16 protein-coding genes are annotated in these 17,782 nt (G+C 72.2%); 10 read left to right on the forward strand and 6 right to left on the reverse strand.

Annotated features, from left to right (window positions below; genetic code table 11):
* Nucleotides 1-35: 35 nt before the first annotated feature.
* The 4 genes from GA0070561_RS25330 to GA0070561_RS25345 form a co-directional block, all read right to left on the reverse strand.
* Nucleotides 36-647 carry a PadR family transcriptional regulator gene (locus GA0070561_RS25330; protein ID WP_091406026.1) on the reverse strand — a complete coding sequence of 204 codons (612 nt, stop codon included), beginning with the start codon at nucleotides 645-647 and terminating at the stop codon, nucleotides 36-38.
* Complete coding sequence (locus GA0070561_RS25335; protein ID WP_091406028.1) at nucleotides 644-1,468, reverse strand: DUF4097 family beta strand repeat-containing protein; 825 nt, start codon at nucleotides 1,466-1,468, stop codon at nucleotides 644-646. Before GA0070561_RS25335 ends, GA0070561_RS25330 begins: the two co-directional genes overlap by 4 nt.
* Nucleotides 1,469-1,592: 124 nt before the next feature.
* Nucleotides 1,593-2,531: a lysophospholipid acyltransferase family protein gene (locus GA0070561_RS25340; RefSeq protein ID WP_091406031.1), complete on the reverse strand. Its 939-nt coding sequence runs from the start codon at nucleotides 2,529-2,531 to the stop codon at nucleotides 1,593-1,595.
* Nucleotides 2,528-3,298, reverse strand: coding sequence for a GNAT family N-acetyltransferase (locus GA0070561_RS25345; protein WP_091406033.1), 771 nt, complete (start codon nucleotides 3,296-3,298; stop codon nucleotides 2,528-2,530). Before GA0070561_RS25345 ends, GA0070561_RS25340 begins: the two co-directional genes overlap by 4 nt.
* Nucleotides 3,299-3,447: 149 nt before the next feature.
* Between GA0070561_RS25345 and GA0070561_RS25350 the strand changes: the two genes are divergently transcribed.
* The 7 genes from GA0070561_RS25350 (at nucleotide 3,448) to GA0070561_RS25380 (ending at nucleotide 13,621) form a co-directional block, all read left to right on the forward strand.
* Nucleotides 3,448-4,095 (forward strand): hypothetical protein, encoded by a 648-nt coding sequence (locus tag GA0070561_RS25350; protein ID WP_091406036.1) that lies wholly within the window; start codon nucleotides 3,448-3,450, stop codon nucleotides 4,093-4,095.
* 142 nt (nucleotides 4,096-4,237) lie between these two features.
* On the forward strand, nucleotides 4,238-5,173 hold the full coding sequence (locus tag GA0070561_RS25355) for an ABC transporter ATP-binding protein (protein WP_091406038.1): 936 nt from the start codon (nucleotides 4,238-4,240) through the stop codon (nucleotides 5,171-5,173).
* Nucleotides 5,170-5,982 carry an ABC transporter permease gene (locus tag GA0070561_RS25360; RefSeq protein WP_091406040.1) on the forward strand — a complete coding sequence of 271 codons (813 nt, stop codon included), beginning with the start codon at nucleotides 5,170-5,172 and terminating at the stop codon, nucleotides 5,980-5,982. Before GA0070561_RS25355 ends, GA0070561_RS25360 begins: the two co-directional genes overlap by 4 nt.
* Nucleotides 5,983-6,269: 287 nt before the next feature.
* Entirely contained in the window at nucleotides 6,270-10,040 is a 3,771-nt protein-coding gene (locus tag GA0070561_RS25365; RefSeq protein WP_091406042.1) for a multifunctional oxoglutarate decarboxylase/oxoglutarate dehydrogenase thiamine pyrophosphate-binding subunit/dihydrolipoyllysine-residue succinyltransferase subunit, read from the forward strand.
* 121 nt (nucleotides 10,041-10,161) lie between these two features.
* Nucleotides 10,162-10,347: a DUF6104 family protein gene (locus GA0070561_RS25370; RefSeq protein WP_030490374.1), complete on the forward strand. Its 186-nt coding sequence runs from the start codon at nucleotides 10,162-10,164 to the stop codon at nucleotides 10,345-10,347.
* A 92-nt stretch (nucleotides 10,348-10,439) separates the two neighbouring features.
* On the forward strand, nucleotides 10,440-12,509 hold the full coding sequence (pta, locus tag GA0070561_RS25375; RefSeq protein ID WP_091406044.1) for a phosphate acetyltransferase: 2,070 nt from the start codon (nucleotides 10,440-10,442) through the stop codon (nucleotides 12,507-12,509).
* Nucleotides 12,506-13,621, forward strand: coding sequence for an acetate/propionate family kinase (locus GA0070561_RS25380; RefSeq protein WP_091406046.1), 1,116 nt, complete (start codon nucleotides 12,506-12,508; stop codon nucleotides 13,619-13,621). Before pta ends, GA0070561_RS25380 begins: the two co-directional genes overlap by 4 nt.
* A gap of 118 nt (nucleotides 13,622-13,739) precedes the next feature.
* On the opposite strand, the gene GA0070561_RS33755 is transcribed toward GA0070561_RS25380, so the two are convergent.
* A complete protein-coding gene (locus GA0070561_RS33755; RefSeq protein WP_167362491.1) occupies nucleotides 13,740-13,913 on the reverse strand; it encodes a hypothetical protein in 174 nt (57 codons plus the stop codon).
* A gap of 157 nt (nucleotides 13,914-14,070) precedes the next feature.
* On the opposite strand from GA0070561_RS33755, the gene GA0070561_RS25385 reads away from it, so the two are divergent.
* The 3 genes from GA0070561_RS25385 to GA0070561_RS25395 all read left to right on the forward strand — a co-directional run bounded on the left by GA0070561_RS25385 (nucleotide 14,071) and on the right by GA0070561_RS25395 (nucleotide 16,569).
* A complete protein-coding gene (locus GA0070561_RS25385; protein WP_091406048.1) occupies nucleotides 14,071-14,967 on the forward strand; it encodes an alpha/beta hydrolase family protein in 897 nt (298 codons plus the stop codon).
* Nucleotides 14,968-14,994: 27 nt separating this feature from the next.
* Nucleotides 14,995-15,528 carry a nucleotidyltransferase domain-containing protein gene (locus tag GA0070561_RS25390; RefSeq protein WP_091406050.1) on the forward strand — a complete coding sequence of 178 codons (534 nt, stop codon included), beginning with the start codon at nucleotides 14,995-14,997 and terminating at the stop codon, nucleotides 15,526-15,528.
* A gap of 75 nt (nucleotides 15,529-15,603) precedes the next feature.
* Nucleotides 15,604-16,569 carry an alpha/beta hydrolase family protein gene (locus GA0070561_RS25395; RefSeq protein WP_091406051.1) on the forward strand — a complete coding sequence of 322 codons (966 nt, stop codon included), beginning with the start codon at nucleotides 15,604-15,606 and terminating at the stop codon, nucleotides 16,567-16,569.
* Between the two features lie 164 nt (nucleotides 16,570-16,733).
* On the opposite strand, the gene GA0070561_RS25400 is transcribed toward GA0070561_RS25395, so the two are convergent.
* The gene (locus GA0070561_RS25400) at nucleotides 16,734-17,696 is read right to left on the reverse strand and encodes a zinc-binding dehydrogenase (RefSeq protein ID WP_091406053.1); all 963 of its coding nucleotides are present in this window, start codon (nucleotides 17,694-17,696) and stop codon (nucleotides 16,734-16,736) included.
* Nucleotides 17,697-17,782 lie beyond the last annotated feature (86 nt).

Below are 17,782 nucleotides of genomic sequence, written 5' to 3' on the forward strand. Positions count from 1 at the left end.
AAGGCTGTGAGTCGGCGGCCGTCCGGCGAGGCCGGTCAGCGCAGCAGGCGACGCAGCCCGTCGAGGGCGCCGTCGAGCAGCCGGATCGCGGTGCGCAACTGGGTGTCGCTGAACTGTCGGGCGCGCATCAGCCGGCCCACCTCGGCGGTGAACGCGGCCAGCCGCTGGTCCAACTCGTCGAGCAGCTCGGCCTGCGGCCCTCCGGTCGACGCCGGGCGGGGCGGCGGCGCGGGCGCCTCCCACCGGGTCCGCCGGGTCTGCCGGGTGGCCTCGCTCAGCTCCCGCTTGAGGTCGCGTGCCGATCCGCGTACCTCGCTGCGGATCTCGCCGGCCAGGCTGGAGAGGTCCGCCACGGAGGCCGCGATGTCCGTTTCCAGCGCGGTCAACTCACCGGCCCGCTGGTGCAGTTCCGCCCGGCCGGCATCGGTGATGTCGTACGTCTTGCGGCCGCCGGCCGCGGTGTGGCTGACCAGACCCTCGACCTCCAGCCGTTGCAGGCGGGGGTAGATGGTGCCGGCGCTGGGCGCGTACAGCCCGAGGAAGCGGTCCTCCAGCAGGCGGATCAGCTCGTAGCCGTGCTTCGGGCCGTCGTCGAGGAGCTTGAGCAGGTAGAGCCGGAGCCGCCCGTGGCTGAACACGGCGGTCACGGCAGCTCCTCTGCATCGTCGTCGACGGCTCGGGCGAGCAGGGCGATGCTCCCCGAGGTCGCGGAAGCCCAGAGCTTACCGTCGCCGGCGCCGAGCACCCCCTCGCTGCTGGGCAGTGGGAACGTCGAGGTGCGCAGCTGCGGAAAGCCGCTGGTGATCCGGCCGGAGGCGGTGTTCAGCTGGACGGCGAGGTCGCTGTCCGCGCGGACCCGGACGGTGATGCTGCCCGAGATGGTGGTCAACCGGATCTCGCTGCGCCGGGGGTTGTCCAAATCACAGGTGATCTGACCTGAGACGGTCTGCGCCCGGACCCGGTCGGCGGCGCTGTCGGCGAGGATCACCTCCCCGGAGACCGTCTCCACAGTGAGGTCGCCGCGGACGCCGAGCGCCTCCACCGGGCCCGAGGTGAGCTTCGCGGAGGTGCTGCCGCGCAGCCCCATCAGGGTGATCTGGCCGGCGACGACGTTGGCGGTGGTCTGCCGGCGCAGGCCGGAGGCGACCAGCGAGCCCGCGACCAGGCCCAGATCGGCGAGGACGTCGGCGGGCACGGCGATGGAGACGTCCACCCGGGGATAGCGGTGGATCATCCGGAACCAGCGCAGGACGTCCGACCAGCCCCGACCGCGTTCCTGGCGGACGCTGAGGCGACCGTCGGTGTGGTCGATCAGGACCGGCCGACGGCCGACCTGGGTCACGTCGATCCGGGTCGGCCCGTCGGTGGCGACCACGTTGAGCCGCCCACTGATCAGTCGAACGTCCAGCCGGACGACCGGAGCGTCCAGTGTGAGCCGTTGCGGGCTCTCGACCGTCCATCCGGCCATGGCGTTCCCCCTCTCGACGACGCGCGGGAGGCACGCCGAACAGGAGGAGAATGTAACGCGATACATCGCGACACCACAAGACTGTCGCGAGTTGGTCGCCGGCCCGGCGTTCGGCGTGCTCCCCTCAGGCCGCCAGGTCCAGCTCCCGATCAGCAGGCGGACCCGGTACGGGAACGGCCGGGGTCACCGTCGGCACCGGCCGCAGCCGGGCCCGCGCCACGGCACCCGCCGCCGGCACCAGATGTACGGCCGACTCGGCGGCCCGGGCCAGCAACCGCCGATCGGCGTCACGGGCCGGGTGCAGCGCGGCGGCGATCGTCACCGAGACCACCAGCTCCCGCGCCGCGACCACCCGTGCCACCGAGCGCAGCAGGGTGTCCGCACCGAGGAAGGCGGCCGCCGTGGTGGTCGACCCGGTGGCCGCACAGCGATAGGTGAGCCGCAGCGGAACCACCGGGCTGCCGGTGTCGATGGCCGCCTGGAACGTCGCCGGCCGGAACCCACCGCCAGGGCGGCAGTCGGTGGCACCGTTCCCGGCACACCACGTCGTGCCCTCCGGAAAGACAGCCACCGACCGCCCGGCGCGCAGCGCGTCGGCGACCCGGGCGACGGTCCTCGGCAGCGCCAGCGGCCGGGCGCGGTCCACGAAGACCGTGCCCACCGCCGCAGCCAGCAGACCGACCACCGGCCAGGAGCGGACCTCCCGTTTGGCCACCATCCGGGTGGGCGCGACCGCCAGCACCGCGAGGATGTCCAGCCAGGAGACATGGTTGGCGACCAGCAGTGCGCGCCGCCGGGGCAACCGACCCCGGACCACGAGGCGGACGCCGAAGGCGCGCGCGGTGGCCCGCGCCCAGCCGCTGACCAGCGCCTGCCGTTCCCGAGTGGGGAGCACGGGCAGCAGCGCCACCACCGGGATCCCGGCCATAAGCATGCCGAGCGCGGCGACCAGTCGGAGCACCCGGCGGGACACCGGCACCGTGGGCCCCTCGCCGGCCGCCGGCAGGCAGTCGTCGTCGCAACCCGAGGCGGGGCGCCACAGGTCGCGCGGCACGGCGGTCACCGCTGCTCCCCGCCGAGGAAGTGCCGCAGGTAGCGCGGGTTCATCCGGTCCAGGGAGAAGAGGACGTAGAAGTCCGCGCACCCGAAGTCGCTGTCGTACGACGGCTCGCCGCAGATCCACGCGCCGAGCCGGAGGTAGCCACGCAGCAGCGGCGGAACCGCCACCCGCCCGGCCGGGGCGGCGGCGACCGGGCCGGCCGCAGCCGCCTCGGTGAACCAGGGCCGCAACGGGCGGACCCGCAGCGGCGGCGGCGACAGGTGCCGGGCCCGGGCCTGGGTCCACACCTCGGCCACCGTCCGCCCGCCGTCAGCCACCGGCACCGACGCGCAGCCGCCGAGCCAGCGGGAGCCGCGCAGGTGCAGGTACCGGATGATGCCGGCCCACATCAGGTTGATCACCGCGCCGGAGCGGTGGTCCGGGTGCACGCAGGACCGACCCGCCTCGACCAGGTCGTCGCGGAGCGGGTCGAGCGGGCTCAGGTCGAACTCGTCCTCGGCGTAGCGCCGGGTGGTGCGCCCCGGCGGCAGCAGCCGGTACGTGCCGACCACCTCGCCGGTGCTGTCCTCGCGGACGATCAGGTGGTCGCAGTACGCGTCGAAGGGGTCGACGTCCAACCCGGCCTCGCCGGGGAGGGTGGCGCCGAGCTCGGTGGCGAACACCTCGTGGCGCAGGCGTTGCGCGGCCGCGACCTGGGTGGGGTCGTCGGCGATCAGCAGGGTGTATCCGCTGGTCTTCAGGGCTGCGCCAGCGGCATGCAGAACGGCCATGGGATCTGTGTAAGGGCCCGGGTTGCCATTCACGGGGACCACTGGTGTCGGCAGGATGAACGCCGGCCGGCAGATGGCTCCCACCCCGGTCGTGCGAGGCTGCGGAGCGGACCGGCGACGACGCCGACACGCACCACCGGAGGTCGACGATGCGTATCGAAACCCGCTACAACGGGCCCGCCGGTTCCGGCAACGGCGGCTGGAGCGCGGGGATCTTCGCCGCCGAGGCGGGCGGCAGCGGGCCGGTCGAGGTGACGCTGCGCCGGCCACCACCGCTGGAGACCGAGCTGACAGTGGTCGACGGCGAGGTCCGGGACCCGGCCGGCGAACTGGTGGCCGAGGTGAGCCCGGCCGGGGTGATCGATGCTGTCGTACCCCCGGTCGACCTGGAGACGGCGGTGGCCGCCGCGGCCCGCTACCCCGGCCTGGTCGAGCATCCGTTCCCCAGCTGTTACGTCTGCGGGCCGCAGCGGGCCGACGGGCTGCGGATCTTCCCCGGCCGGCTGCCCGATGGCCGGACCGCCGCACCCTTCCGCGCGCCCGCACAGGTCAGCACGGCCACGGTCTGGGCTGCGCTGGACTGCCCCGGTGGTTGGGCGGTGCTCGCGCCGGGCCGCCCGTACCTGCTGGGCCGGATCGCCGCAGTGGTCGCGGCGCTGCCCCGGCCGGGCGACGAGTGCGTGGTGACCGGGGCGTTGCTGCGCGTCGATGGGCGCAAGGCGCTCGTGCACACCAGCCTGTACGGCCCGGACGGGTCGTTGCTCGGCTCGGCGCGGGCAACCTGGATCGCCCGCTGAACCCGGGCCGTAGTCCGCAGGGATGAGTCGCGTCCACCCCGCGACGGAGGCAAACGTACTGACCGCGCCTGATTGACCTTGTTGCCACGGGCCGTCACGCTGTGCCACGGCGTACCTCGACGCCACACACGGGAGGAGAACGATGACTGACGGGCAGCGAAGCCCCACCAGCGACGGTCAGATCGTGGTGTCCGGTCTGACGAAGCAGTACAAGAACGTCCGGGCGGTGAACAACCTGTCCTTCACCGTGGCGCCGGGACGGGTGACCGGCTTCCTCGGCCCGAACGGCGCAGGCAAGACCACCACGCTGCGCATGCTGCTGAATCTGGTCACGCCGACCGCCGGCACGGCCACCATCAGCGGCCAGCGGTACGCCGACCTCGCCACCCCGCTGCGGCAGGTCGGCGCGGTGCTGGAGGCGTCCAGCGCGCACAAGGGCCGCACCGGCATCAACCACCTCCGGGTCATCTGCGCGGCGGCCGGGCTGCCCAAGCAGCGGGCCGACGAGGCGTTGGCCCTGGTCGGGCTGACCCCGGCGGCGAAGCGCAAGTTCAAGGGTTACTCGCTGGGCATGAAGCAGCGGCTCGGCATCGCCGCCGCGATGCTCGGTGACCCCCGCGTGCTGATCCTCGACGAGCCGGCCAACGGGCTGGACCCGGAGGGCATCCGGTGGATGCGTGGGTTCCTCAAGAACCTCGCCCACGAGGGTCGTACGGTGCTGGTCTCCAGCCACCTGCTGTCGGAGATGCAGCTCCTCGCCGACGACGTGGTGATCATCGCGGCCGGGCAGTTGGTCCGGCAGGGTCCGGTCGACCAGGTGCTCGGGTCGATGGCCCAGGGCGCCCGGGTCCGGGTCCGCACCCCGCAGGCCGAGGCGTTGACCGCCGCCCTCAAGGCGCAGTCGGCGACGATCGAGACCGACGAGCAGGGTGTGCTGCTGGTCGGCGGGGTGGACGCCCCGACGATCGGCCGGTCCGCCCTCGCGGCCGGGGTCGAGCTGCACGAACTGACCACCGAACGGCCCGATCTGGAACGGGTCTTCCTGGAGCTGACGGCCGGAAAGGCGGGCATCCGATGAACCTGGTCCGATCCGAGCTACTCAAGATCCGTACCACCAGCACCTGGTGGTGGCTGGCCATCGGCGCGTTCCTCTCGATCGCCCTGGCGTTCGCGATCAACGCGTGGTTGGCCGTCACGGCGCTCGGCGGCGACGCCGAAGAGATCGGTGTCAGCGCCGAGCAGGCGACCGCGCCGGCGCAGGCGGCGAACCTCTACACCTCGGGTCAGTACCTCGGGCTGATGTTCGTGATGCTCATCGGCATCCTGATGGTCACCAACGAGTTCTTCCACCAGACCGCGACCACGACGTTCCTGACGACTCCCCGGCGGACGTCGGTCATCGTCAGCAAGCTCGTCGCCGCCAGCCTGCTCGGCTTCATGTTCTGGCTGGCGACCACGCTCATCGACCTGGCCGCCGGCGCGATCTTCCTGTCCGCGAACGACTACGGCACTCAGCTCGGTGAGTGGCCGGTGCAGCGGGCGCTGCTGTTCAACCTGCTGGCCTACGCCATCTGGACGATCCTCGGTGTGGGCATCGGCACCCTGATCACCAACCAGCTCGGTGCGGTGATCACGGCGGCAGTGCTCTATCTGATCGGCACCCAGGTGGTGGGGCTGCTCTTCCTGCTCCTGTCGAACCTCCTCGACAGCCAGGCGGTTCTCAAGTGGCAGGTGATCTGGCCCGCTGTGGCATCCCAGGTCATGATCACGGAGGGCACCTCGGAGTTCACACCCTCCTGGTGGGTCGGTGCCCTGGTGCTGATCGGCTACGCGCTGGTCAGCGGAATTGCCGGAGTTCTGCTCACCCGGCGGCGCGACATCGCCTGATGGCGTCTGCGACCCCGGAGCGGCGACGACAGGCTCGCCGCCCCGGGGTCGGGCGTCACCCTCGGCGACCGGCCGCGGGAGGGCCGGGTGTTACCAGTTCGACACGGTGCGCGCAGGCGTTGCCGAACTTCTGGCATCTTCTGTGAAACCGGCCACGGGACCGAGGCGGAAATGCCTGCGGGATCGGTACGGCGTAGCCTGGGAGCCGTCTAGTCCGTGCTCCTAATCGGGCGCGACGGACCCACCGCGTGCCACACAAACCCGCGTGAAAGAGGCGATTACCGGCCGTGTCGACCCAGCAGACTTCGCAGGAGAACCCACTGGCGGGTTTCGGCCCGAATGAGTGGATCGTCGAGGAGATGTACCAGCGTTACCTCGCCGACCCATCGAGCGTTGATTCGGCCTGGCACGACTTCTTCGCCGACTACCGACCGGCACCTGGCGCGGGCACCCCGCGCGGCGCCGAATCCTCGGACAAGCCGGCCGCCGCACCGGAGCCGGACGGTCAGCCGGAGGCAGCCGCCACGGTGGCCCAGCCGAGCGCCCCGGCCAAGCCGGCGACCGCGAGCAAGCCGGCCGCCGCCCAGCCGGCGCCGGCCAAGCCTGCCGCTGCGGCCACACCGAAGGCCGCGCCGGAGAAGACCGCTCCGGAGAAGGCCACTCCGGCCAAGCCGGCCGCCAAGGCCGCCGCGCCGACTGCCGACGGCCCGCAGACCACGCCGTTGCGGGGCGTCGCGGCGAAGATCGTCCAGAACATGGACGCCTCGCTGAGTGTGCCCACCGCGACCAGCGTGCGCGCGGTCCCGGCCAAGCTGCTGGTGGACAACCGCATCGTGATCAACAACCACCTCGCCCGGGGGCGGGGCGGCAAGGTCAGCTTCACCCACCTGGTCGGCTACGCGCTGGTGCGCGCGCTGGTCCAGCACCCCGAGATGAACAACTCCTTCACCGAGGCCAACGGCAAGCCGGCGGTGCTCCGCCCGGCACACGTCAACCTCGGCATCGCGATCGACCTCGCCAAGCCGGACGGCAGCCGCAACCTGGTGGTCCCCTCCATCAAGGGCTGCGAGCAGATGGACTTCCGGCAGTTCTGGCAGGCGTACGAGGACGTGGTCCGACGGGCGCGGCGCAACGAGCTGACCATGGAGGACTACTCCGGCACCACGATCTCGCTGACCAACCCGGGCGGCATCGGCACCGTGCACTCGATGCCGCGGCTCATGCAGGGGCAGAGCGCGATCATCGGCGTCGGCGCGATGGAGTACCCGGCCCCCTACCAGGGGATGTCCGAGGCCACCCTGGCCGAGCTGGCGGTCAGCAAGATCATCACGCTGACCAGCACGTACGACCACCGGATCATCCAGGGCGCGCAGTCCGGCGAGTTCCTCAAGGTGATGCACGAGCTGATCCTGGGCGAGCACGGCTTCTACGACCAGATCTTCACCGCGCTGCGCATCCCGTACGAGCCGGTGCGCTGGATGCGCGATGTCGCTGTCAACTCCGAGGGTCAGATCAACAAGACCGCCCGGGTGCACGAGCTGATCCACGCGTACCGGGTGCGCGGTCACCTGATGGCCGACACCGACCCGCTGGAATTCAAGATCCGCAAGCACCCCGACCTGGACGTCCTCCAGCACGGGCTCACCCTGTGGGACCTGGACCGCGAGTTCCCGGTCAACGGCTTCGCCGGCCGGCAGCGGATGAAGCTGCGCGAGATCCTCGGCGTGCTGCGCGACTCGTACTGCCGCCGGGTCGGCATCGAGTACATGCACATCCAGGACCCGGAGGAGCGGCGCTGGGTCCAGGAACGGATCGAGCGCAAGTACGAGAAGCCGTCCGCCGACGAGCAGAAGCACGTGCTCAACCGGCTCAACGCCGCCGAGGCGTTCGAGACCTTCCTGCAGACGAAGTACGTCGGCCAGAAGCGCTTCTCGCTGGAGGGCGGCGAGTCGCTGATCCCGCTGCTCGGTGAGGTGCTGGAGTCCTCCGCCGAGAACGGGCTGGACGAGGTCGTCATCGGCATGGCCCACCGGGGTCGGCTCAACGTGCTGGCCAACATCGTCGGCAAGCCGTACGAGAAGATCTTCTCGGAGTTCGAGGGTCACCTGGACCCGCGCTCGACGCAGGGCTCCGGTGACGTGAAGTACCACCTGGGTCAGAACGGCAAGTTCACCACCCCCGACGGCGAGCACGCGGTCAAGGTGTCGGTGGTGGCCAACCCGTCGCACCTGGAGGCCGTCGACCCGGTGCTGGAGGGCATCGTCCGGGCCAAGCAGGACCGGATCGACCTCAAGCTGGAGGGCTACACCGTGCTGCCGCTGGCGGTGCACGGTGACGCCGCCTTCGCCGGGCAGGGCGTGGTCGCCGAGACGCTCAACCTGTCGCAGCTGCGCGGCTACCGCACCGGCGGCACGGTGCACGTGGTCGTGAACAACCAGGTCGGCTTCACCACCGCCCCGGAGTACAGCCGGTCCAGCCTCTACAGCACCGACGTGGCCCGGATGATCCAGGCGCCGATCTTCCACGTCAACGGCGACGACCCGGAGGCCGTGGTCCGGGTGGCCCGGCTGGCGTTCGAGTACCGGCAGACGTTCAACAAGGACGTCGTGATCGACATGGTCTGCTACCGCCGGCGCGGGCACAACGAGGGCGACGACCCGTCGATGTCCAACCCCCAGATGTACAAGATCATTGACTCGAAGCGCTCGGTCCGCAAGCTCTACACCGAGGAGCTGATCGGTCGCGGTGACATCACCGTGGAGGACGCGGAGGAGCTGCTGCGCGACTACCAGGCGCAGCTGGAGAAGGTCTTCAAGGCCACCCGGGACGCCGCCTCGGCACCGCGCCAGCTCAACCGGCCGCGCCGCGAGGAGGAGCCGGAGCCGCAGGTCGACACCGCCACCGACGCGTCAGTGGTCAAGGCCATCGGCGAGGCGCACATCAACCTGCCGGAGGGCTTCACCCCGCACAAGCGAATCCAGCAGCTGCTGGACCGGCGGGCCAAGATGTCCGTCGAGGGCAACATCGACTGGGGCTTCGGCGAGATCATCGCGCTCGGGGCGCTGCTGCACGACGGGGTCACGGTCCGGCTCGCCGGGCAGGACTCTCGTCGCGGCACGTTCGTCCAGCGGCACGCCTCGGTGGTCGACTCCCGCACCGGCGACGACTACCTGCCGCTGAAGTCGCTCACCGGCGACGGTGACCGCTCCCGGTTCTTCGTGCACGACTCGCTGCTCAGCGAGTACGCGGCGATGGGCTTCGAGTACGGCTACTCGGTGGAGAACATCAACGCCCTCGTCGCCTGGGAGGCCCAGTTCGGCGACTTCGTCAACGGCGCCCAGTCGGTGATCGACGAGTTCATCTCGTCCGGTGAGGTGAAGTGGGGCCAGCGCTCCGCCATCACCCTGCTGCTGCCGCACGGCCACGAGGGTCAGGGCCCGGACCACACCTCCGGCCGGCCGGAGCGGTTCCTGCAGATGTGCGCCGAGGACAACATGCGGGTGTCCATCCCGACGACCCCGGCGAACTACTTCCACCTGCTGCGCCGCCAGGCCCTGTCGCCCAAGCGCAAGCCGTTGGTGGTGTTCACGCCGAAGTCGCTGCTGCGGCACAAGCTCTGCGTCTCGTCGGTGGAGGACTTCACCACCGGCACCTTCCAGCCGGTGCTGCGCGACACGGCCGCCCCGGCGCCGGAGGCGGTGAAGCGGGTGCTGCTCTGCTCCGGCAAGGTCTACTACGACCTGTTCCAGGCCCGGCAGGAGCGCGGCGTCACCGACACCGCCATCCTCCGGCTGGAGCAGCTGTACCCGCTGCCGGTGGAGGAGATCCGGGCCGCCCTCGCGCAGTTCCCGAACGCCGAGGACTTCGCCTGGGTGCAGGAGGAGCCGGCCAACCAGGGTGGCTGGTCGTTCGTCGCGCTCAACCTGCTGGAGCACCTCACGGACGTTCGGCTGCGGCGGATCTCCCGCCCGGCCGCGGCCGCCCCGGCGGTCGGCTCGGCCAAGACCCACGAGGTCGAGCAGAACGCGCTGATCGAGGCGGCTCTCCCCCGCCCGTGACCTGACCTGAGCACGGAAGCCGGGGCAGGGCCGTTTCACCACGGTCCTGCCCCGGCTCCGTCGGTCCCTTCACCCACCCGACCGCCCGGCCCGCGCCGGGCCGAGCACGAGGACGTACGCGATGTACTTCACCGACCGTGGCATCGAGGAGCTGGTCGAGCGCCGGGGCGAAGAGCAGGTGACCCTGGAGTGGCTCGGCGAGCGCCTGCGCGACTTCGTCGACCTCAACCCCGACTTCGAAACCCCCATCGAGCGCCTGGCCACCTACCTGGCCCGCCTGGACGACCCAGACGACGAAGACGCCTAACCTCGTTCCGCACCCGGTGATCAAGAAGTTTCGGTCACGATGGGGGCCGGAGCTGACGCAAACTTCTTGATCAACGGGCAGGGGGTGGGAACGTGGCTCGGAGTGTTTACCTCACCAGCGTGGGGTCCGGCGGGGGCAAGTCGACGATTGCCCTCGGTTTGGCGGAGTTGCTGTCCCGCCAGGTCGGGCGGATCGGCGTGTTCCGGCCGTTGGTGGCCGACACCGGCCAGGACCCGATCCTCGCCCTGCTGAGCGAGCGCTACCGGGTCGAGGTGCCGCTGTCCGAGCTGGCCGGGGCGAGCTACGCCGAGGCTTCGGCGCTGGTCGCCGACGGCCGACGGGAGCAGCTCATCTCCGCCGTCGTCGAGCGCTACCGGGCGGTGGAGCGGCAGTGCCCTGCGGTGGTCGTGGTGGGCAGTGACTTCGACGAGCCGGGCGACCCGGCCCACCCCCGGGAACTGGCCTTCAACGCCCGGCTGGCCACCGAGTTCGGCAGCGTGGTGGTGCCGGTGGTGGACGGCTTCGGGCAGGAGCCGGCGGCGGTCGCGGCGGCGATGCGGGGGGCCTACCACGATCTGGCCGACCTCGGCGCGACGGTGCTCGCGGTGATCGCCAACCGGGTGACCGAGCCGATGACGCTGCCCGAGCTGCCGGTCCCCGCGTACGCCATCCCGGAGGTGCCGAGCGTGTCCGCGCCGACGGTGGCCGAGGTGGCGGCGGCGCTCGGGGCCACCCTGCTGGCCGGGGACGACACCGCGCTCGGTCGCGACGTGCTGGACTTCGTGGTCGGCGCGGCACACGTGCCGACACTGCTGGGCCACCTCACCGAGGGCGCCCTGGTGATCACGCCTGGGGACCGGGCCGACCTGCTCGTCGCCGCGAGCGCCGCGCACGTGGCCGGGCAGGTGTCGGTGGCCGGTCTGGTGCTCACCCTCGGCGAGCAGCCCGACCCCAGGGTGATGCGGCTGGTGGAGGGCCTCAACACGGGGTTGGCGGTGCTCTCCGTGCGTAGCGACAGCTACGACACGGTGGCCGCGTCCAGTCGCATCGAGGGCCGGCCCAGCGCGTCCAATCCCCGCAAGGTGGAGGCCGCGCTCGGCGCGTTCGAGCGCTGTGTGGACACCGACGACCTGGCCCGTCGACTGCGGGTCAGCCGGTCGGCGCGGGTCACCCCACTGATGTTCGAGAACGAGCTGATCGACCGTGCCCGCTCGAAGCCCCGGCACCTGGTGTTGCCGGAGGGCACCGACGAGCGGATCCTGCGCGCGGCGGAGATCCTGCTACGGCGTGGAGTGGCCGAGCTGACGGTGCTCGGCCGGCCGGACGACATCGCCCGGCGCACCCGCGAGCTGGGCATCGACCTCGGCGACGTGCAGGTGGTCGACCCGGGCACCAGCGAGTGGCGCGACGACTTCGCCGCCGAGTACGCCCGGCTGCGCGCCCACCGGGGCGTCACCGCCGAGTTGGCGCACGACATCGTGGCCCAGCCCAACTACTTCGGCACGCTGATGGTGGCCACCGGCCGAGCCGACGGCATGGTCTCCGGCGCCACGCACACCACCGCCGCGACCATCCGGCCGGCGTTCGAGATCATCCGTACGCTGCCGGACGTCTCGGTGGCCTCCAGCGTCTTCTTCATGCTGCTCGCCGACCGGGTGCTGGTCTACGGCGACTGCGCGGTCAACCGCGACCCGGACGCGGCCCAGCTCGCCGACATCGCGATCTCGTCGGCCGACACCGCCGCCCGGTTCGGCATCGAACCCCGGGTGGCCATGCTGTCGTACTCGACCGGCAGCTCCGGCGCGGGCGCCGACGTGGAGAAGGTCGCCGCGGCCACCGCGCTGGTCCGGGAGCGTCGGCCCGACCTGCTGGTCGAGGGGCCCATCCAGTACGACGCGGCGATCGACCCGGCGGTGGCGGCCGCGAAGCTGCCCGACAGCCCCGTCGCCGGGCACGCCACGGTCTTCATCTTCCCGGACCTGAACACCGGCAACAACACGTACAAGGCGGTGCAGCGCTCCGCCGGGGCGGTCGCCGTCGGCCCGGTCATGCAGGGCCTGCGGCGGCCGGTGAACGACCTGTCGCGGGGCGCCACGGTGCCGGACATCGTCAACACGGTGGCGATCACCGCCATCCAGGCGGCCACCGAGGAGGCGTCGTGAGTCAGGTGCTGGTGCTCAACTGCGGGTCGTCGTCGGTGAAGTGGCGCCGCTACGACGGTGACCGGGCACTCGACCACGGCACCGTCGAGCGGATCGGTGAGCCCGGTGGCGGCCCGGCGGACCACACCGAGGCGGTCCGGCAGATCCTGGACGGGCTGGACCTGACCGGGCTGGCGGCGGTCGGACACCGGGTGGTGCACGGTGGCCGGACGTTCAGCGCACCGGTACTGGTCGACGACGCGGTGCTGGCCGCGATCAAGAATCTGGTGCCGCTCGCCCCGCTGCACAACCCGGCCAACCTGGCCGGTATCGAGGTGGCCCGCGCGGCGCTGCCGGACGTCCCGCAGGTCGCCGTCTTCGACACCGCGTTCCACCACACCCTGCCGGAGGCAGCCGCGACGTACGCGATCGACCGGGACACCGCCGAGCGGTACGACATCCGCCGGTACGGCTTTCACGGCACCTCGCACGCGTACGTGTCCCGGCGCACCGCCGAGCTGCTGGGCCGCCCGTACGAACAGGTCAACACGATCACCCTGCACCTGGGCAACGGGGCCAGCGCCTGCGCGGTGGCGAACGGTCGCAGCGTCGCCACCTCGATGGGCATGTCCCCGTTGCAGGGCCTGGTGATGGGCACCCGCAGTGGCGACGTGGACCCGACCGTGATCTTCCACCTGCGCCGCGAGGGCGGGCTGTCGGTGGACGACATCGACGACCTGCTCAACCACCGCAGCGGCCTGCTCGGGCTGACCGGGGTGAACGACATGCGCGAGGTGCTCGAGCGCCGGGCCGCCGGTGACCGGGCGGCAGCGCTGGCCTTCGACGTGTACTGCCGGCGCATCACCGGCTACGTCGGGGCGTACTACGCGCTGCTCGGTCGGGTCGACGCGATCACCTTCACCGCCGGGGTCGGCGAGCACGCCGCGCCGGTGCGGGCCGCCGCGCTGGCCGGCCTGGACCGGCTCGGCATCACCGTGGATGACGCCCGCAACGACGGCGAGGGCGACCGGTTGATCTCGCCCGACGGCGCCGAGGTGAGCGTCTGCGTCATCCGCACCGACGAGGAGCGGGAAATCGCCCGGCAGACCCTGGACGTGGTCGGGGCGGCCTGACGCCACTCGAGGCGCGCACCCCCGGGAGGCCCGAGGGTGCGCGCGAAGTCGGTAAAGCCCGTTCAGTGCGGCCGCAGCCAGGCGACCTGATCAGTGCGGCGCCAGCCAGGCGACCCGGTCAGCCGGTCGCCAGCCAGGCGACGAGTGCCACCAGCACCACGACGACCACTGCCGCACCGATGATGAGCGGCAGGCGGGACGGGGCCTCCGTCGGCGCCGCAGTCTCCGGCGTCTGGTTGAAGGCGCGGAACGCCTCGGTGTTGCCGCTGGGGTCCGTGTAGTTCTCAGGCATGCCGGTGACCCTAGCGAAGCTGGTCACGCGGCACCGTCCCCGGCCGGCGGCGTCCCATGGGTGGATCCGGCCGGCGGAGGTGACCCGACCGGGTGGCGGGTGCACCCCAGCCGGACGGCGGGGCCGCTACGCCCGCCCGGGCACCTACCGTGGAACGATGGGGGCGGGCCGGCTGATGGCCGTACTGGTGACAGCGCTGCTGGCTGGTTGTGCGCCGGCCACGGCGGTGGCCGGCGGGGCCACCGGGCCGGTGTCGGCGCGTCGGGCGCCCGAGGGGTCGTACGCCGTCGGCGTGCGTACGCTCACCCTCGATCCGCGTTCGGCGCGCCCCCTGCCGGTGACGATCTGGTACCCGGCGTCGACCGATCAGGTGGCGGCCGGACGGTTCCCGGTGGTGATCTACAGCCACGGGCTGGGCAGCCTCCCCGAACTGCACGCCGGCCTGACCACCCGCTGGGCGGCGGCCGGTTTCGTGGTGGCCGCACCCGCGTACCCGCACACCCGACAGGGTGCCGCGAACTTCACCCGGGCCGACGTACGCCACCAGCCGGCCGACGCCTGGCGACTGGTCCGGTATCTCGGCGGCCTCGACCGGAGCCGTGTCGACCCCCTCGCCGGGCACCTCGACCTGACCTCGGTCGCCGCCGCCGGGCATTCGGCGGGCGGCTTCACCACCTCCGGCATGTTCAGCGAGGGCCACCCGGCCCGGCTACGCGCCGGGATCGTGATCGCTGGCGGTGGCCTGCCGGGCAGCTTCGCCGGGCCGGCCGCGCCGGTGCTCTTCGTGCACGGCACTGCCGACCCGGTGGTGCCGGTGACGGTCGGCCGGGCCGCGTACGCGCGCACCCCCGGGCCGGCCGCGTTCCTCAGCCTGCTCGGTCAGGACCACGGCGCGTACCTCACGCCGGGCCACCCGGGCTTCGCCCCGGTCCTCGCCACCACCACCGACTTCCTGCGCTGGACCCTCTACGGCGACCGGACCGCCGGTGCCCGCCTCCCCGCCGACGCCCACTCCCCCACCCTGACCCGTTACGAGTCCCGCCCGGCCCACTGACCCGACCGACACCGGTACGGTCTTGCGGTGGACGAGCTTGCGCGCCGGCAGTTGGCGAGCATCGCCGAGGTCATCGCCGTGACCGGGGCGGGCGGCATCCCGGTGTGGCTGCGCGGCGGCTGGGCGATGGACTTCCAGCTCGGCGCGGTGACCCGCCCGCACGTCGACGTCGACTGGTACTGCTGGCGCGACGACGCCGACCGGCTGGCCGACCTGCTGCTGGCCCGGGGTTGGCTTCCCGACCCGCGGATGCCGGTGGAGTCGCAGCTCGACCTGTTCGCCGCCGACGTGGAGGTCAGCTTCGCGTACCTGGGTCGCGATGCCGCCGGCCGACCGACGGTCGGTGCCGGATCCTGGGCCGGCACCCCGCTGCCGGCCGGGATGCTGGCCGGCCCACCCGGCCGGATCGGCCCGCTCACCGCGCCGACCATCTCGGTGGCGGCCCAGATCGAGTTCAAGCAGATGTACCCGGTCTGGATGCCGGAACGTCCCCGCCGCCCGAAGGACGCCGACGACCTGGCCCGGCTGCGCGAACTCGGCCCGGCAGGCGCTACCGGCTGAACGGTGGGTGAGCGGATGGGCACGCCGCGCCGAACGCTGCCGAGCACGCCCGCCGGACAGGGCACAATCGGATTCATGCCACGTCGCGTCACCCCCGCCCTGCTGGCCAGCGCCGTGCTCATGGCCGGTCTGGTCGGCTGCTCCGCGGACGCCAGGAAGACCGAGAGCCAGCAGGCGCCCGTCGAACCACAGCCCGCCGCCACGCCGACACCACAGGTCCCCGCCGGGAAGGCCCCGCAGCGCGCCTTCGCGGTCGGCGTACGCCAGCTCAAACTGAACCGGGACGGCCGCGCGCTGCCGACGACGCTCTGGTACCCGGCGGCCGGGCAGTCCGGCGGCGCGGCCAAGCGGTCGGCGACGGCGGCGGAGGGCCGGTTCCCGGTGGTGATGTTCAGTCACGGCCTGGGTGGGCGACCGGACGACTACGCCACGCTGCTGACCCGCTGGGCGGCGGCGGGTTTCGTGGTGGCCGCGCCGATGTTCCCGCACACCTCGCGGGGCGCGGACAACAACGTCCTCGACGTGCTCAACCAGCCCGCCGACGTGTCGTACGCGTTGGACCAGGTGCTGGCGCTGGACGGCAGGGCCGGCGACGCGTTGCGCGGCCGGTTGGACGGCGAGCGGGTGGCCGCGGCCGGGCACTCGGCGGGCGGAGTGACCACCATCGGCCTGTTCACCGCCAGCCGGGACGAGCGACTGGACGCGGGTGTGGTGTTCGCGGGCACGGCGCTCGGTGTGGGCACCGCGTTCGCCGGTGCGGCCGCACCGCAACTGTTCGTGCACGGCGAGTTGGACGAGGTGGTCGAGTACGCGGCGGGCAGGGCCGCGTACGACAAGGTGCCCTGGCCGAAGGCGATGCTGAGCCTGCCCAAGGGCGACCACGGGCGGGCGCTGCTCAGCGACGGCGCGACGCTGCGGGTCGTCTCGGACACGTCTGTCGAGTTCCTGCGCTGGTCGCTCTACGGCGACGCGGACGCCAAGAAGCGCATCCCCACCGACGCGACGCGCGGCGACATCGCCACCTTCGACGACCACCTCTGAGGCCCGCCCGCGCCGTGCGCTCCGCCCGCGCCGGCCGTCCAAGATCGTGCAGTAACCAGGAAGTAGTGGCCTCCCACGACGCGGAGGCCACTACTTCCATGATGTTGCGCGATCTTGGGGCGGAGCCGGGCGGCGCGGCGATGCGATGCAGCGCGCGGTACGCGTCAGGCGGTGTGGTCGATGACGACCTTGCCGAAGGCGTCGCCGGAGTGCAGTCGGGCGAAGGCGTCCTCGACCCGGCTGAACGGGATGACGCTGTCCACCACCGGGCGCACCTCGTTGTCGGAGCAGAACGCCAGCAGCTCGTACAGCTCGCCGGGCGTGCCCATCGAGGTGCCCAGGATCTCCAGCTGCATGGCGAAGACCCGGCGCAGGTTGACCGACGGCTCGTGCCCGGCGGTCGCGCCGGAGACCACGATCCGGGCCATCGGCGCGGCCGACTTCAGCGAGTGGTCGAAGGTGGCCGCGCCGACCGTCTCGATCACCACGTCCACCCGCTCCGGCAGCCGGGCACCGGGCTCCACGGCGATGGCGCCGAGGGCCGAGATCCGGTCCCGCTTGACGGCGTCGCGGCTGGTCGCGTACACCCGCTTGCCCATCGCGACGGCGAGCGCGACGGCCGCGGTGGCCACGCCACCGCCCGCGCCCTGGACCAGCACGCTGTCGGCGTCCGCGACGCGGCCCTTGGTGGTCAACATCCGCCACGCGGTCAGCCAGGCCGTGGGCAGGCACGCCGCGTCGGTCGCCGCCATGCCGTCGGGCAGCGGAATCAGATTCGATCGGGGTACGGCCACCCGCTCGGCGACCGTCCCGGCAAAGTGCTCGGAGAGGATGGAAACCCCGCGCGGGTCACCCGGCGTGACGACCACCGGGTACACGACCACCGGGCGCCCCTCCGGGTCCAGCCCGACCGCGTCGCAGCCGAGGATCATCGGCAGCTGGGCCTCGGTGAGACCCACCCCGCGCAGCGACCAGAGGTCGTGGTGGTTGAGCGAGGTGGCCCGCAACTGCACGGTCACCCAGTCGTCGGCCGGAGGGGTCGGCTCGGGCCGCTCGCCGACGGTGAGCGCGGCGAGCGGGTCGGCGTCGTCGAAACGGGAGGCAAAGGCAGCACGCATGATCGGCACGGTAACAAGCTGAGCGCTCGTTAAGAAGCCGTGCGCGCAGGCCGGCGGCGCAGGTTGCGCCGCAGCGCACGCTGCGCCGCAGCGCC

The organism is Micromonospora saelicesensis, from assembly GCF_900091575.1.
In the GTDB taxonomy this organism is placed as follows: Bacteria; Actinomycetota; Actinomycetes; order Mycobacteriales; family Micromonosporaceae; genus Micromonospora; species Micromonospora saelicesensis.